Origin of the sequence: Lacinutrix himadriensis (genome assembly GCF_001418105.1) — a bacterium.
Lineage (GTDB): Bacteria > Bacteroidota > Bacteroidia > Flavobacteriales > Flavobacteriaceae > Oceanihabitans > Oceanihabitans himadriense.
This window is the reverse complement of sequence record NZ_LIQI01000022.1, coordinates 575,194-589,007: the sequence shown is the minus strand read 5'-3', so window position 1 is coordinate 589,007 and position 13,814 is coordinate 575,194. Positions and strand designations below refer to the sequence as shown.

The following is a 13,814-nucleotide window of genomic DNA, read 5'->3' as shown; positions in this document are numbered from 1 at the left end:
TTACCGGACAAAAATAGAACGCTTATGCGGATAAAAGTAACGCTAAAAGAACTTTTAGTGTCGTTTGTGGTTTTTTAGTACTATTTTTAAATAATATATGATAAATGTCATACTTTTGCAGTAATAGCAACCCTTTTTGATGCTATTGTTTAGAACTATTCTAAATAAGAATTTTAAAATGAAAGAGAATACTACTTTGAAAAATGTCGCTAGAGGTACTTTTAATGAAACAGAAGTAGATGATGGTTTTTTTGTGCTAAGCTACCAAAATGAAAGTCAATTAGTTGAAACGCTAGAACGAGAGATTGATAGTAGTTTTATTCAGTTTCATTTTTGTATTAAAGGTGCTGCTGCTTTTTTGTTTAATAACGGAAGCTATACTTTAAATATACAAGACGAAACTTCTTTGCTTTTGTATAATCCGCAACGCGATTTACCCATTCATTTACAGGTAGATGCAAATACTTGGTTGGTTTCCCTTTTGATTTCAATTAAAAAATTCCATGGTTTATTTAGTCAGGAAGCAGATTATATCACGTTTTTAAGTGATGATAATAAGGACAAAAAATATTATAAAGACGGAAAAATTAGCCCTTCCATGTCTATTGTCTTAAATCAATTGATACATTATAACTTAAACCAATCTATTAAAAACCTTTATTTTAAAGGAAAGGCCTACGAACTTTTAAGCTTGTATTTTAATAGAAATGAAGATGCAAATGTAGAGCAATGTCCGTTTTTGGTAGACGAAACCAATGTGATTAAAATACGAAAAGCAAAAGATATTATGATATCTAGAATGGCTGAGCCACCAAGTTTGCAAGAGTTAGCAGATGAGATTTCTTTAAGTTTAAAAAAGCTTAAAGAAGGATTTAAGCAAATCTATGGCGATTCTGTATTTAGCTTTTTATTAGACTATAAAATGGAAGTAGCCAGAAAACTATTAGAATCTGGCGATCATAATGTAAATGAAGTCGGATTAAAAGTAGGGTATAGCACATCCAGTCATTTTATTGCTGCTTTTAAGAAGAAGTACGGGACGACTCCGAAAAAATATATACAATCTGTAAATTAATAAACTTTCCACTTTTGTGGTAATTATAATATAATGAGTAAAGGAATATTATTAGTAAATCTAGGTTCTCCAGAAAGTCCAGAACCTAAAGACGTTAAAAAGTATTTAGGAGAATTCTTAATGGATGAACGTGTTATCGATATACCTGTTTTAGCAAGAACAGCTTTAGTGAAAGGTATTATTTTAAACACAAGACCAAAAGCATCTGCAGCAGCCTATAAAAAGATATGGTGGGAAGAAGGCTCTCCACTTATTGTACTTTCTGAAAGACTTCAAAAAAAATTACAAAAGGAGACCGAAATGCCTGTGGCTTTAGCTATGCGTTACGGAACGATGACTATTAAAAAAGGAATTCAAGAATTGATAGATAAAGGTGTGGATGAGGTTTTACTTTTTCCGCTATATCCACAATTCGCGATGGCAACCACAGAAACCATTACTGTTTTAGCAGAAAAACTACGTCAAAAGTTTTTTCCGAATATAAAAATAACATCTGTTCCTGCATTTTACAACAAGCCAGATTATATTGAAGTGTTGTCCAATAGCATTGCAAGGCATTTAGAAGATAAAAACTATGATCATGTATTGTTTTCGTATCATGGTGTTCCAGAAAGACATATTAGAAAAAGTGACGTTACAAAATCACATTGTAAAATAGATGGTAGTTGTTGTGCAACACCAAGCAAAGCACATGAGTTTTGTTATAGACATCAATGTTTAGAAGTTACGCGTTTGGTAGCGGAGAAATTAAGATTTAAGGAAGGTGCTTTTTCTACATCCTTTCAATCTAGATTAGGATTTGATCCTTGGTTGCAACCTTATACCGATAGAACTATTGAGCGTTTAGGAAAACAAGGCGTGAAAAATATGGCTATTGTAACTCCAGCTTTTGTAAGTGATTGTTTAGAAACTTTAGAAGAGATTGCGATGGAAGGTCAGGAGATTTTTCATGAAATGGGAGGAAAAGATTTTACAACCGTTCCTTGTTTAAATGATGATGATGCATGGGTTTCTTTACTTGCTAAATGGGTAAATGGTTGGTCTGAAAAAGGAGTTTTATCGTAATATAACTATGGAGTATTACAACTACATAAAATCGCTACATCTCATTTTTGTAATCACTTGGTTTGCCGGATTATTTTATATTCCGAGATTGTTTGTGTATCAAATTGAAGCATTTCATAAACCTTCTCCAGACAAAGAGATTCTTGGGAAACAGTTGAAGTTAATGGCAAAACGGTTATGGAATATCATTACCTGGCCATCTGCAATTTTGGCTACGGGATTTGCAATTTGGTTACTCATTTTACAACCCGTTTGGTTGCAACAGCCTTGGATGCATGTCAAATTAAGCTTTGTGGTTTTACTGATTATTTATCATTTAAAAACCCATCAGTTTTATAAACAATTGCAAAACGATGTGGTTAAAAAAACATCCAACTTTATGCGTTTATGGAACGAAGGAGCCACCTTTATTTTATTTGCAGTAGTGTTTCTTGTAATACTTAAAAGTGCTTTTAATTGGATTTTTGGTGTACTAGGTATTTTTATTCTTGGTGTATTACTCATGTTAGGTTTTAAAGTTTATAAAAATATACGAAACAAGAATCCGGAAGCATAATTGCAAAGTGTAATTCCGGAAAACCAAAACCTATAGTATGGTAATTGGAAATTGAGATTTACCTAAAAGGTTTTTGGTGTGATTATTGTTATATTTAGACAATTACAAATACTAATTTAAGATACCTGTTTATGCAGGCCTTTCTATGAAATTAAAAAAACTGTCTTTACGAGTTCGTATCTTTATTGCCATGATTTTTTTGGTGCTTTTAGCTTCTATTTTAATAACAGGAGTTGCTGTTTATCAAAACAAGGAAGAAACTAAAGACTACCACGAGCAAAGATTAGAGCGTAAAGAAGCCAATATAAAAAGGCATATTGATTTTGTAATTCAAGAAACTTCCTTTGAAGTTAAAACAGAGAAGCTTCCTTTTATTTTTAAAGAAGAAATTTATAAAATTGCTTCTGTACATGATTTACCAATAAATTTATATGATTTAGATGGTCAGCTTTTAAAATCTTCTATAGCAACCTTAACACAAGAATCTCTTCAAACCTGCTTAAATGCAGAAGTTTTAAATACGTTGGCTAATACTGTGGAGCATAGACTTGTTCTAAAACGAAAAGTAAGTGGTGAAACGTATCAATCTTCGTTTACTTATATAAAAGATCAAAAATCTAAGCCTATTGCAATTTTAAATTTACCATTATTAGAGAATGATGATTTTTTAGCAAAAGAATTGAACGAGTTTTTAGAGCGAATAGCTTTTGCTTATTTGTTTATGTTGTTAATGGCGATTGCTTTGGCTTACGTGTTATCAAAATATATAACAAAATCATTAAATACCATTAGTGATAAAATTAATACAACAAGGTTAGAAAGAAGAAATCAAAAAATAGAAATTGATTCTGCAACCGTAGAAATTGCAGCACTTGTAAAATCATACAATAGTATGATAGATGAGCTTGAAGAAAGTGCTGTGCAATTAGCGACTAGTGAGCGTGAACAAGCTTGGCGAGAAATGGCAAAGCAAGTGGCACACGAAATTAAAAACCCGTTAACTCCAATGCGATTAACAGTACAGAGTTTTCAGCGTAAGTTTGATCCTACAGATGAAAATATACACCAAAAATTAGACGAATATAGCAAGACCTTAATTCAGCAAATTGATACTATGAGTTCTATTGCTTCCGCATTTTCCAACTTTGCAAAAATGCCTGCTCAGAAAAACGAAATGCTAAACGTGGTAGAAGTTGTAGATCTTTCTTTAGATATTTTTAATGAAGACTATATTACGTTTTCTTCCAATAGAGAAGAAATTATTGCTAATTTTGATAGAACGCAACTGATTAGAGTGGTTACTAATTTAATTAAAAATGGTATTCAGGCAATTCCTAAAGATAAAACGCCAGAAATTATTGTAAAAGTATTAGAAGAGAATAATGTCATTAAAATTACGGTTTCCGATAATGGTATAGGAATTACCGATGAGAATAAATTGAAAATATTTGAACCAAAATTTACGACTAAAACTAGCGGAATGGGATTAGGTTTAGCGATGGTTAAAAATATTATGGAAACTTATAACGGAAGCATTACCTTTACATCACAATTAGGAATAGGTACCACTTTTACGGTAACTTTCCCAAAAAACTAAATTCCTGCGTAGGCAGGAATCTTATAATTGAAAAAAAATATCTTTATATTTAGAACAAACTAAAACCACCTAGCGAAGCGAGGTGTTATTAATAAAAACAGCATTATGTCATACAACAACATACTATCTTCAACCCAAAATGGAATAACAACCATTACTATTAATCGTCCGAGTAAACTAAATGCATTAAACAAAGAAACCATTCAAGAACTTCATGAAGGTTTTAAAGCTGCGAATAAAGATAAAAACACCAAAGTTATTATTGTAACAGGAAGTGGTGAGAAAGCATTTGTTGCTGGAGCAGATATTAGTGAGTTTGCAAACTTTAGTGTAGATAATGGCGGGAAACTTGCAGCAAAAGGACAAGAATTATTATTCGATTTTGTTGAGAATTTAGAAACTCCAGTTATAGCAGCTGTAATGGTTTTGCGCTTGGTGGCGGATTAGAATTAGCTATGGCTTGTCATTTTAGAGTTGCAAGTGATAATGCTAAAATGGGATTACCAGAAGTTTCTCTTGGAGTAATTCCTGGTTATGGTGGTACACAACGTTTGCCGCAATTAGTTGGTAAAGGACGTGCTATGGAAATGGTAATGACGGCTGGAATGATTGATGCAGAGACCGCAAAGAACTACGGATTAGTAAACCATGTTACAACTCCTGAAGAGTTAATTCCTTTAGCTGAAAAAATTGCTGGTAAGATTATGCGTAATTCTACCGTTGCAATAGCGAAAGCAATTAAAGCAATTAATGCCAATTATAAAGACGGCAAAAATGGGTATAAAGTTGAAATTAAACAATTTGGAAAATGCTTTGGTACCGAAGATTTTAAAGAAGGAACAACCGCCTTTTTAGAAAAACGTAAAGCAGATTTTCCAGGTAAATAAACGATATATTTAATAAAAACACATATGAGGAAACTACTTATTACAAGTGTAATTTTATTTACAAGTATTTTAACTTTTGGACAAAATGAATTTGACAATATTATTGAAGGACCTGTCTTTAAAGATCAAACAAATTGGACACAAATACTTTCTTCTGAAGACGATGGAAATGGTGGTCTTGTAATTGTAAGAACATTTCATGTGCACTCTAGATCAAATGCGGAAGCCTACTATATAGAGCATTATGATAGTGATTTGAAATTAACTAATAGAGTGAAAACAGATAATGCTTCAAGCAATATTATTATAGATAATGGTGTAATTAATATGATTATGTTTGGTTTGGATGAAGCAACAAATGCATATGAGTTTAATTTATTATCATCTTCTATTGAATCCATGAAGTTTGAAAAGAAGCATTTATGCTCATCAGGGGAAGATCAAAAATTATCTATGTCTTTGTATGCTTCATCTAAAACATATGACCCTAATTCTTTTGGAACTGTATATTTCTCTGAAAACAAAAACTATAGTGCTTTGATTTTTGATATTAAAAATGAAGAAGAAGCAACACATAAAGTTTTTGTTTTTAATAAGAAATTCGAACAAGTAAAGGAGTACACGTTCAAGAAAAACATTCCAGATGTATTTTTTGATTTTCAAAGTATTAATGTAGATGACACAGACGGTTCCATTCTTTTATTAGGTAAAGTTTTTGAAAATAATACTAGAAAATTAATAAAAGACGATAAAGTAAACTATCATTATGAACTCTTTAAGCTAACTAATAATGGACAAGAAAAAGTAGATTTACAAACAAACAATAACTTTGTTAAATCTTTAGTGCCAGTTAGAAAAGGAAATAATTTATCTTATGTTGGTTTTTATGGAAAAGACAAGGAAGAAAAATCAAATGGAGTATGTAGGTTTGATATAAATATTAAAAATCTAAGTATAGAAAAAAGTAGTTTTGCTCAATTTTCAGATGATTTTATTATTGAAAAACTTGGTAAAAAATCGGATAAAGGGCTTAAAGATTTGAATATTAATGCTGGTTACATGCAAGATAATGGTAATATTATTTTAGCTGCAGAAGAACAATTAGATAAATATGGTCAGCATACAGGAATAACTTATCTCTATGATGATATTATTTCGATTAAAATGAACAATAATGGTGAATTAACTTGGGCTAAAAATATAATTAAAGAGCAGGCGGATACTTATTTTGATGTTGCTAATACTGTACATGCATCCTATGGTTCTGTCTTTAAGAATGACAAACTATATTACTTTTTTAATGCTTCTCCAAAAATAAAAGAATCAAAAAACGGGGTGGTTGAATTCGGAAAATTCAAAAGAGATAAATCTGCTATCTATTGTGTTATTTTAGATGAAAACGGAAAGTCAAATTATAAGAAAATATACGAAGACAAAGATTTAGACATTCTATTTCATACAGAAGACAATATTATAGATGCTGAAGGAAACATAATTATTTTTGGTGATTCTGGGGAACAAAAAAGATTTCTTAAAATAAAAATCTAAATTTTTACAGAGTAACAAAAGTATTTTAAACAAAAAAAGCGAGCAGTCATAGACTGTTCGCTTTTTTATGGAATAACAATATTATATAATCTAACTAGAACTGTATATAATCAACAAAGGTTCTTTCTTCGGTTTTTGTAACAATCTTATAGGTTCCTTCTAGTTTTTCATCTAGGCTTAATACTCTGCCTATATTCTTAGAATTGTTATTAATGGTTTCCGAATAAATTAAATTGAAGTCGTCACCATTTAGGTCTTCATAATAGACTTTAATGTCTAACGGTTTTTGGTCTAAAGATAATTTAGTGATGTAAATTTTATTCTTTTTATTTCTAATATAAGGTTTGAATATGGTAACTTCTTTTTCTTTTTTAAATACAACGATGTTATTAGAAACATGAAAAGGAATTATTACGATTTTTATAGCTTTGTTTAATTCAAAAAAGTAATCTCCATTTGGCAATTCCGTTAAATCAAATCCTTTGGTGTAATCACCAGAATTTTGAATGGACTCATTATAGAGAATAATTCCGTGAGTATTCTTAATTAGAAGTTCGTCTCCTTTTTTAACATCGTTTAATGTTAAAGTAGTTCTTTTTGCATTCTTTAAATCGTTTAAAGGTGCATTTGCATTTGCTAGTAAAGCAGTAAATAATACTACTATTGCTAAGGTGTTTTTTATTAATTTTTTCATAATCTTATAGGTTTAATGATTATATAGACAAAGGTATATGGAAAGGAGTGTTTTAAAAACAGCTATTTTTGCGACTATGTGTGTTATTTTAACATTAATCTACTGAAAAACAATAAGTTAGTTTTTTTTGTTTATTGACTTAGCACCTATTAATCTTCTTTTGTTTTTATTTATATACATCCTATATTAAAAGTGCTGGGAGCTTTAAATTCAAATGTTAACAGAAAGTCTATAAACAAAAAAAGCAAGCATAAATGCTCGCTTTTTTTTGCGTTGATATTATATAATCTAACTAGAACTGTACGTAATCAACAAATGTTCTTCCTTCTGTTTTTGTAACAATCTTATAAGTTCCTTCTAGTCTTCCATCTAAACTTAATACTCTACCTATATTTTTAGAGTCGTTAGTAATGGTTTCCGAATAAATTAAGTTAAAGTCATCACCTTGTGCGTCTTCGTAATAAACGTTAATATCTAACGGCTCTTGGTTTAAAGATAGTTTAGAGATGTATACCTTGTTATCTATACTTTTAATAGAAGGCTTAAAAATAGTAGACTCTTTTCCTGTTTTGTATGCTACTAAATTATTAGAAACATGAAAAGGGATTATTTTAATTTCAGAGTCTTTGTTTAATTCAAAAAAGTAATCTCCTTTCGGTAATTCACTTAAATCAAATCCTTTAATATAGTTACCAGAAGTTTCAATTTTTTCTTTGTAAATAACTACGTCGTAATTATTTTTAATTAGTAGTATATTTCCTTGTTTAACATTGTCTAATGATAAAGTTGTTTTTCTTGCATCGTTTAAATTGTTTAAAGGTGCATTTGCGTTTGCTAGTAAAGCAGTAAATAAAGCTACTATTACTAAAGTATTTTTCATTAATTTTTTCATAATCTTTTGGGTTTAATGATTATGTGGACAAAGGTATAATCAAAGGCGAGTTTAAAAAGCATCTATATTTGCAACTATATATGTTATTTTACCCTGATTATTAAACACGAAAACGTTATATGTTAAAATAGTATATAATAGTGGTAAATTAACACATGCTAAGATTTTTATTATTTGTAAATTTGTTGCCAGATTTAATCCCATTTATACGTTTTGCAAATAAAACCTACATTTAAAAAAATTACGCCAGATTTTGGTAGCTCTATTACTGCTATTCAAAAAACTAAAAAGCGAAAACGAAGTGAAGCTTTTTGGCATTTTCATCCAGAATTAGAATTAGTATATGTTAATAAGGGGAATGGTAGAAGACATATTGGTAATCATCTTTCTTATTTTAATAATAGTCAATTAATTTTAATAGGGCCTAATTTACCGCATAATGGATTTACAGATCGTTTAACTTCTAAGGGAAAAGAAACACTCGTACAATTTCATCCGGAGTTTTTGGGAGACCTTTTTAATAAGCTGCCAGAAATGAAAAATATTTCGCAGTTAATAGAACGTTCTAAAAAGGGGATTTTATTTAAAAGAGAAATAAAAGATATTATTGGTCCAAAAATAGAAAAGTTACCAAAATACGAAGGTATAAAACGAGTAACCAAACTATTAGAGATACTAGAACTGTTGGCGTTGAGCACAGACTATGTTTTGCTTAATGAAAATGGGTACATGTTTGAAACGCAACCACAAGACAGTAGTAAGGTTGATAAAATTTTTAAATACGTTAATAAAAACTATCAACAACATATTACTTTAGATGAAATTGCAAGTCATGTAAATCTAACCGTTCCTGCGTTTTGTAGGTATTTCAAAAAGGTAACCGGGAAAACGTTTACGCAGTTTGTTAATGAGTGTCGTATATTTTATGCCACAAAACTTTTAACAGAAAGCCAAAGTAGTATAACAGATATTTGTTTTGAATGTGGTTTTAATAACTTCTCACACTTTAATAAGGTGTTTAATGAAGTGATAGGAAAAAGTGCCTCAAAGTATAGAGGTGAAATGCGATTAATAATTCAATAAGAATTATTTTTCACCATTCCATTCGGCGTAAAATTGCTTTAAAAAACCTTCCATATAGTGATGTCTCTCTTGTGCGATTTGCTTTCCTGTTTTCGTATTCATTTTATCTTTTAACAAGAGTAGTTTTTCGTAAAAATGATTAATGGTTGGTGCGGTAGATTTTTTATATTCTTCTTTAGACATGTTTAAATTAGGAGCAATTTCCGGATTGTAAAGTGCTCTGTCTTTAAATCCGCCATAATTAAAACAACGCGCAATACCAATAGCTCCAATAGCATCTAATCTATCTGCATCTTGTACCACTTCTAATTCTTTAGAGGTGAAAGCTAATGCCCCTTCTAAAGATTTATTAAAAGACATATTAGCAATAATGTTTACCACATGCTCTATCGTTTCTGAAGACACATTTTCTTTAAATAAAAATTCTTGAGCTATTCTTGGACCAACAGAATCATCGCCATCATGAAACTTGCTATCTGCAATATCATGTAAAAGCGCAGCTAAGGAAACTACCAATACATCTACATCTTCTTTTTTAGCAATAAGGAGCGCGTTATTATAAACACGTTCAATATGAAACCAATCATGACCGCCTTCGGCATTTTTAAGGGTTTCTTTTACAAAACCCTTAGTAGATTCAATGATAGTATGCATGTACTATTATAATTTTGCTGGTTCTACCCAATTAAATTCGAAGGAATTTTCAGGAATTTTCATACGTTCTGCTATACGTACCATTCTTGATGGAAGCTTCATTAGATAGTCTCTCGCTTTTTCAGCTTCATCGGTTAGATTAGACATTTTATCAATTTCCCAACGAATAATAAGCTTGTCTAAAATATCTACATAATCTGTAGCAGTATACACGCCAATACGTTGTGCTGTATTAGAAAACTCTTCAAAAGCCGAGCTTATTTTATTTCCAGATTCTCTTAAAAAATGCGCAGGCATGGTGATTTTTTGTTTCATCATGTATTGAAAAGCAAGCATCATTTCACTAGGATCTACAGCAAAAATACGTTCTACAAATTCGCAGTATGCATGATGGTGTCTCATTTCGTCTCCAGAAATGATTTTACACATTTTAGAAAGTTGCTTGTTTCCTTTTTGTTTCGCCATTTTTGCAACTCTATTATGAGAAATATATGTCGCTAATTCTTGAAAACTAGTATATAAAAAGTTTTTATAAGGATCTCTACCAGTACCAATATCAAAACCATCTGCAATTAAATGTTGTGTGGTTCTTTCAATTTCTTTCATGTTTACACGCCCAGAAAGGTAAAGGTATTTGTTAAGCACATCGCCATGTCTGTTTTCTTCAGCGGTCCAGTGTCTCACCCATTTAGACCAACCATTTCTTCCTACTTGATCTACACCTTCTACATCCATTAACCAAGATTCATAGGTTGGTAAGGCTTCTTCGGTGATCATATCACCAACTAAAACTACCCAAAAATCATAAGGTAATTCTTTAGCTAGTTCTCTAATTTCTTTTACTTCTTCAAAAAAATTGTCGCCTTCACTATTTGGTAAAAAATCCGATGGTTGCCAAATGGTATCTACAGGAATTAAATATTTTTGAATTAAAGAGTCTATGTCTTTTTCTAAAAACGACATTACTTCTAATCTTACATTTTTTATGGACATAATATTATATTTTAATACTGTTTTTTATTGTTTTTTCAATGTGCTCAAGCATTAATTCTTGGGTTTCAAAATCACTCTTTTTCACGGGTTTATGTGCTGTAAAAGTTAAGTGATTTCCTATGCCTAAAGGAAACTTTCCATAGCGTAGGTTTTTCCAAGAGTTATTAATAGTAACAGGAATAATTACGGCACTTGGTATATATTTTATTAATGTTTCCAACCCTTTGGTATGAAAAGGTTTTGGTTTGCCATCGCGACTCCTTGTACCTTCCGGAAAAATAACTGCTGCACGATTTGTAGACTCAATATACTCACCAAATTTACGAATAGCAACTATAGATTGTCTTGCGTTTTTTCTGTCGATTAAAACAGAACCTCCATGACGTAAGTTGTACGACACACTGGCAATGCCTTTTCCTAATTCTTTTTTACTAACAAATTTTACATGATGTTTTCTAAAATACCACATAAGTGGCGGAATGTCTGCCATGCTTTGGTGGTTAGCAACAATAATTACGGGTTGCGAATTATCTAATGGATACGCATTGTAAAAGCTATGTCTAGATCCTAAAAGGTTTACGCATCGCATAAGGCAAAACTGTAAAGCATCCACACTATTTTTATGCGCTTTGTAACCTAAAACATTAAAACAAAACCACTGTATTGGATGAAACACTACTAATGCTAATCCGAAAAAAAGATAATAAATACAAGATAAGGGAATTGCTAAAATTTTTCTCATTTTTTTTGTTAAAATGTAATGCTTCAAAAATAAAAAAACCACGTCTATAAAACGTGGTTTAATTGTAATAGTTTGTGTATAAATCTAACTTTAACATTTAAAGTTAAAAGTATTCTAGCAATGCTCATTATAAGCATCAACAAGGTTTTCAGCAATCATTTCTGCTGGTCTTCCTTCAATATGGTGACGCTCTAACATATGTACTAATTCTCCGTTTTTAAACAAAGCCATACATGGAGAGCTTGGAGGAAAAGGAATCATATATTCACGAGCCTTATTCACTGCGTCTTTATCTACACCTGCAAAAACCGTTACAGTATGATCTGGTTTTTTTGCATTTTTTAAACTTGTTTTAGCTCCTGGTCTTGCATTTGCTGCTGCACAACCACAAACCGAATTTACAACCACTAAAGTTGTTCCTTCCTTTGCAATAGCTGCATCAACATCTGCAACGGTATGTAATTCTTCAAAACCTACGTTCGTTAAATCTTCACGCATTGGTTTTACTAATTCTGCTGGATACATATCTTGTAATTTTATGTTTAATAATTTAATTATATGCAAAGATAATCAAAAACCGTGCAATTTATTGAGATAGCCATTTTTAAAGACAGAATGACGTAGAAAATGGCGTAATCGAATTAATTCCGTTGTAAAACGGAATCTTATTAAGTAAAAATTAATTAATATGGCGTTACACTTCTTCGCTTAAAGCTACAAAGTGTCAGGCTATACACTATATCTTTTTTACAAAAAAGTAAAAAAGGATGTCGTTTCTATCCTTAACGCGTGCAACTTGATTTGCAATACTAGTTTTTCTTTCTTTTAAAGAAATAGGTCACAAAGTAACAAAAGCCTTATGTAACAAAACCATACATATTATAACTAACAAGTAGTATCTTTGAACTTTAAAAAATAAAAAACATGAGTTTCGGAAAATGGATTGGAGCATCTTTAGGATGGTCTTTTGGAGGGCCAATTGGTGCTATTATAGGTTTGGCGCTTGGTAGTTTTGTAGATTCATTATCTTCAGGTAAAGGATTTACTATTGGTGAAGGAGGTTCTGAAAGAGGAAGCACGCAACAAAGACAAAGGCCAAATTATAGAAGCCAACAACAACGAAGAGCACAAACTACTTCTGGTGATTTTGAAGTCAGTTTACTTATTTTGGCTTCAGTAGTTATAAAAGCAGATGGTGTACAAGACCAACGCGAATTAGATTTTGTACGTAGTCAATTTGTGAGTATGTATGGAAAAGACAGAGCGAACAAAGCATTTAAATTATTTAAAGGTATAAGTAGTCAAACCGTGCCATTACGCCAAGTTTGTAAACAAATACAGCAAATGATGGATCATGCATCGCGTTTGCAATTGATGCATTTTCTATTTGGTATTGCAAAAGCAGATGGTATGGTTACCGAAGATGAAGAACAAACCATCTTTACTATTGCTGGATATTTAGGGATAAGCTCTCGGGATTATAATAGTATTAAAGCGATGTTTTATAACAGTAGCGATAACGCGTATCAGATTTTAGAAATCACAAAATCTGTAACTGTTGTCGAAATTAAAAAGGCATATCGTACCATGGCTAAAAAGTACCATCCAGATAAAGTAGCACATTTAGGTGAGGAGCATAGAAAAGGAGCAGAAGAAAAGTTTAAGCAAATACAAAAAGCTTACGAGCAGCTGCAAAAGGAGAGAGGTTTCTAATCGAAAAAAAAATATCAACGCTCTGCGTTAGGTTTCTGTTGAAATTGTCATTGCCATGAAAAGGGGAATCTAAAACAGAATTTTATTTTTCCTTTTTATTATTTACTCGTTTCTCAATACTCTTGAAATAGCGTTTTTCTTTCCATTTTCTAACAAAATAGATAACTATAACAACGAATCCAAGAATCAACATTCCTTCTTTTCCGGTGAGGTATTCTAATATTTTCATGATTATTATTTAAAGATGTAAAAGTCGTTATTAGATAAAGAAGCTTACCGTGTCTAACTAGTTTTTTTTGAATTCTGATTACATAG

General features: G+C 31.1%; 14 protein-coding genes and 1 pseudogene. 8 read left to right on the top strand and 7 right to left on the bottom strand.

Annotation, left to right across the window (positions count from 1 at the left end):
- Nucleotides 1-178: 178 nt before the first annotated feature.
- The 6 genes and pseudogenes from AMD28_RS10265 to AMD28_RS10240 all read left to right on the top strand — a co-directional run bounded on the left by AMD28_RS10265 (nucleotide 179) and on the right by AMD28_RS10240 (nucleotide 6,728).
- Nucleotides 179-1,075 (top strand): helix-turn-helix transcriptional regulator, encoded by an 897-nt coding sequence (locus AMD28_RS10265; protein WP_055444364.1) that lies wholly within the window; start codon nucleotides 179-181, stop codon nucleotides 1,073-1,075.
- A 33-nt stretch (nucleotides 1,076-1,108) separates the two neighbouring features.
- The gene (gene hemH, locus AMD28_RS10260; RefSeq protein WP_055444026.1) at nucleotides 1,109-2,140 is read left to right on the top strand and encodes a ferrochelatase; all 1,032 of its coding nucleotides are present in this window, start codon (nucleotides 1,109-1,111) and stop codon (nucleotides 2,138-2,140) included.
- A 7-nt stretch (nucleotides 2,141-2,147) separates the two neighbouring features.
- Nucleotides 2,148-2,696 carry a CopD family protein gene (locus AMD28_RS10255; RefSeq protein ID WP_055444363.1) on the top strand — a complete coding sequence of 183 codons (549 nt, stop codon included), beginning with the start codon at nucleotides 2,148-2,150 and terminating at the stop codon, nucleotides 2,694-2,696.
- Nucleotides 2,697-2,841: 145 nt separating this feature from the next.
- A complete protein-coding gene (locus tag AMD28_RS10250) occupies nucleotides 2,842-4,293 on the top strand; it encodes a sensor histidine kinase (protein ID WP_055444025.1) in 1,452 nt (483 codons plus the stop codon).
- Between the two features lie 105 nt (nucleotides 4,294-4,398).
- Nucleotides 4,399-5,180, top strand: a pseudogene (locus AMD28_RS10245) (enoyl-CoA hydratase/isomerase family protein).
- Nucleotides 5,181-5,204: 24 nt separating this feature from the next.
- On the top strand, nucleotides 5,205-6,728 hold the full coding sequence (locus tag AMD28_RS10240; protein ID WP_055444024.1) for a hypothetical protein: 1,524 nt from the start codon (nucleotides 5,205-5,207) through the stop codon (nucleotides 6,726-6,728).
- 94 nt (nucleotides 6,729-6,822) lie between these two features.
- Here AMD28_RS10240 and AMD28_RS10235 read toward each other — a convergent pair whose 3' ends face one another.
- On the bottom strand, nucleotides 6,823-7,422 hold the full coding sequence (locus AMD28_RS10235; protein ID WP_055444023.1) for a hypothetical protein: 600 nt from the start codon (nucleotides 7,420-7,422) through the stop codon (nucleotides 6,823-6,825).
- Between the two features lie 292 nt (nucleotides 7,423-7,714).
- A complete protein-coding gene (locus tag AMD28_RS10230) occupies nucleotides 7,715-8,314 on the bottom strand; it encodes a hypothetical protein (protein WP_055444022.1) in 600 nt (199 codons plus the stop codon).
- 213 nt (nucleotides 8,315-8,527) lie between these two features.
- On the opposite strand from AMD28_RS10230, the gene AMD28_RS10225 reads away from it, so the two are divergent.
- Nucleotides 8,528-9,397 (top strand): AraC family transcriptional regulator, encoded by an 870-nt coding sequence (locus AMD28_RS10225; RefSeq protein WP_193787282.1) that lies wholly within the window; start codon nucleotides 8,528-8,530, stop codon nucleotides 9,395-9,397.
- 3 nt (nucleotides 9,398-9,400) lie between these two features.
- Here AMD28_RS10225 and AMD28_RS10220 read toward each other — a convergent pair whose 3' ends face one another.
- The 4 genes from AMD28_RS10220 to AMD28_RS10205 form a co-directional block, all read right to left on the bottom strand.
- Nucleotides 9,401-10,051, bottom strand: coding sequence for an HD domain-containing protein (locus AMD28_RS10220; RefSeq protein ID WP_055444021.1), 651 nt, complete (start codon nucleotides 10,049-10,051; stop codon nucleotides 9,401-9,403).
- A 6-nt stretch (nucleotides 10,052-10,057) separates the two neighbouring features.
- A complete protein-coding gene (locus tag AMD28_RS10215) occupies nucleotides 10,058-11,044 on the bottom strand; it encodes an acyl-ACP desaturase (protein ID WP_055444020.1) in 987 nt (328 codons plus the stop codon).
- 4 nt (nucleotides 11,045-11,048) lie between these two features.
- Nucleotides 11,049-11,786: a lysophospholipid acyltransferase family protein gene (locus AMD28_RS10210; protein ID WP_055444019.1), complete on the bottom strand. Its 738-nt coding sequence runs from the start codon at nucleotides 11,784-11,786 to the stop codon at nucleotides 11,049-11,051.
- Between the two features lie 114 nt (nucleotides 11,787-11,900).
- Nucleotides 11,901-12,311 (bottom strand): BrxA/BrxB family bacilliredoxin, encoded by a 411-nt coding sequence (locus AMD28_RS10205; RefSeq protein ID WP_055444018.1) that lies wholly within the window; start codon nucleotides 12,309-12,311, stop codon nucleotides 11,901-11,903.
- 399 nt (nucleotides 12,312-12,710) lie between these two features.
- Between AMD28_RS10205 and AMD28_RS10200 the strand changes: the two genes are divergently transcribed.
- Entirely contained in the window at nucleotides 12,711-13,499 is a 789-nt protein-coding gene (locus AMD28_RS10200) for a TerB family tellurite resistance protein (RefSeq protein WP_055444017.1), read from the top strand.
- 82 nt (nucleotides 13,500-13,581) lie between these two features.
- On the opposite strand, the gene AMD28_RS18625 is transcribed toward AMD28_RS10200, so the two are convergent.
- A complete protein-coding gene (locus AMD28_RS18625) occupies nucleotides 13,582-13,728 on the bottom strand; it encodes a hypothetical protein (protein ID WP_161804633.1) in 147 nt (48 codons plus the stop codon).
- Nucleotides 13,729-13,814: the final 86 nt, after the last annotated feature.

Bases quoted from the DNA above. Each gene is read 5' to 3' on its own strand.
- AMD28_RS10265 (WP_055444364.1), top strand. From the start codon at position 179: ATGAAAGAGAATACTACTTTGAAAAATGTCGCTAGAGGTACTTTTAAT.
- hemH (WP_055444026.1), top strand. From the start codon at position 1,109: ATGAGTAAAGGAATATTATTAGTAAATCTAGGTTCTCCAGAAAGTCCA.
- AMD28_RS10255 (WP_055444363.1), top strand. From the start codon at position 2,148: ATGGAGTATTACAACTACATAAAATCGCTACATCTCATTTTTGTAATC.
- AMD28_RS10250 (WP_055444025.1), top strand. From the start codon at position 2,842: ATGAAATTAAAAAAACTGTCTTTACGAGTTCGTATCTTTATTGCCATG.
- AMD28_RS10240 (WP_055444024.1), top strand. From the start codon at position 5,205: ATGAGGAAACTACTTATTACAAGTGTAATTTTATTTACAAGTATTTTA.
- AMD28_RS10235 (WP_055444023.1), bottom strand. From the start codon at position 7,422: ATGAAAAAATTAATAAAAAACACCTTAGCAATAGTAGTATTATTTACT.
- AMD28_RS10230 (WP_055444022.1), bottom strand. From the start codon at position 8,314: ATGAAAAAATTAATGAAAAATACTTTAGTAATAGTAGCTTTATTTACT.
- AMD28_RS10220 (WP_055444021.1), bottom strand. From the start codon at position 10,051: ATGCATACTATCATTGAATCTACTAAGGGTTTTGTAAAAGAAACCCTT.
- AMD28_RS10215 (WP_055444020.1), bottom strand. From the start codon at position 11,044: ATGTCCATAAAAAATGTAAGATTAGAAGTAATGTCGTTTTTAGAAAAA.
- AMD28_RS10210 (WP_055444019.1), bottom strand. From the start codon at position 11,786: ATGAGAAAAATTTTAGCAATTCCCTTATCTTGTATTTATTATCTTTTT.
- AMD28_RS10205 (WP_055444018.1), bottom strand. From the start codon at position 12,311: ATGTATCCAGCAGAATTAGTAAAACCAATGCGTGAAGATTTAACGAAC.
- AMD28_RS10200 (WP_055444017.1), top strand. From the start codon at position 12,711: ATGAGTTTCGGAAAATGGATTGGAGCATCTTTAGGATGGTCTTTTGGA.
- AMD28_RS18625 (WP_161804633.1), bottom strand. From the start codon at position 13,728: ATGAAAATATTAGAATACCTCACCGGAAAAGAAGGAATGTTGATTCTT.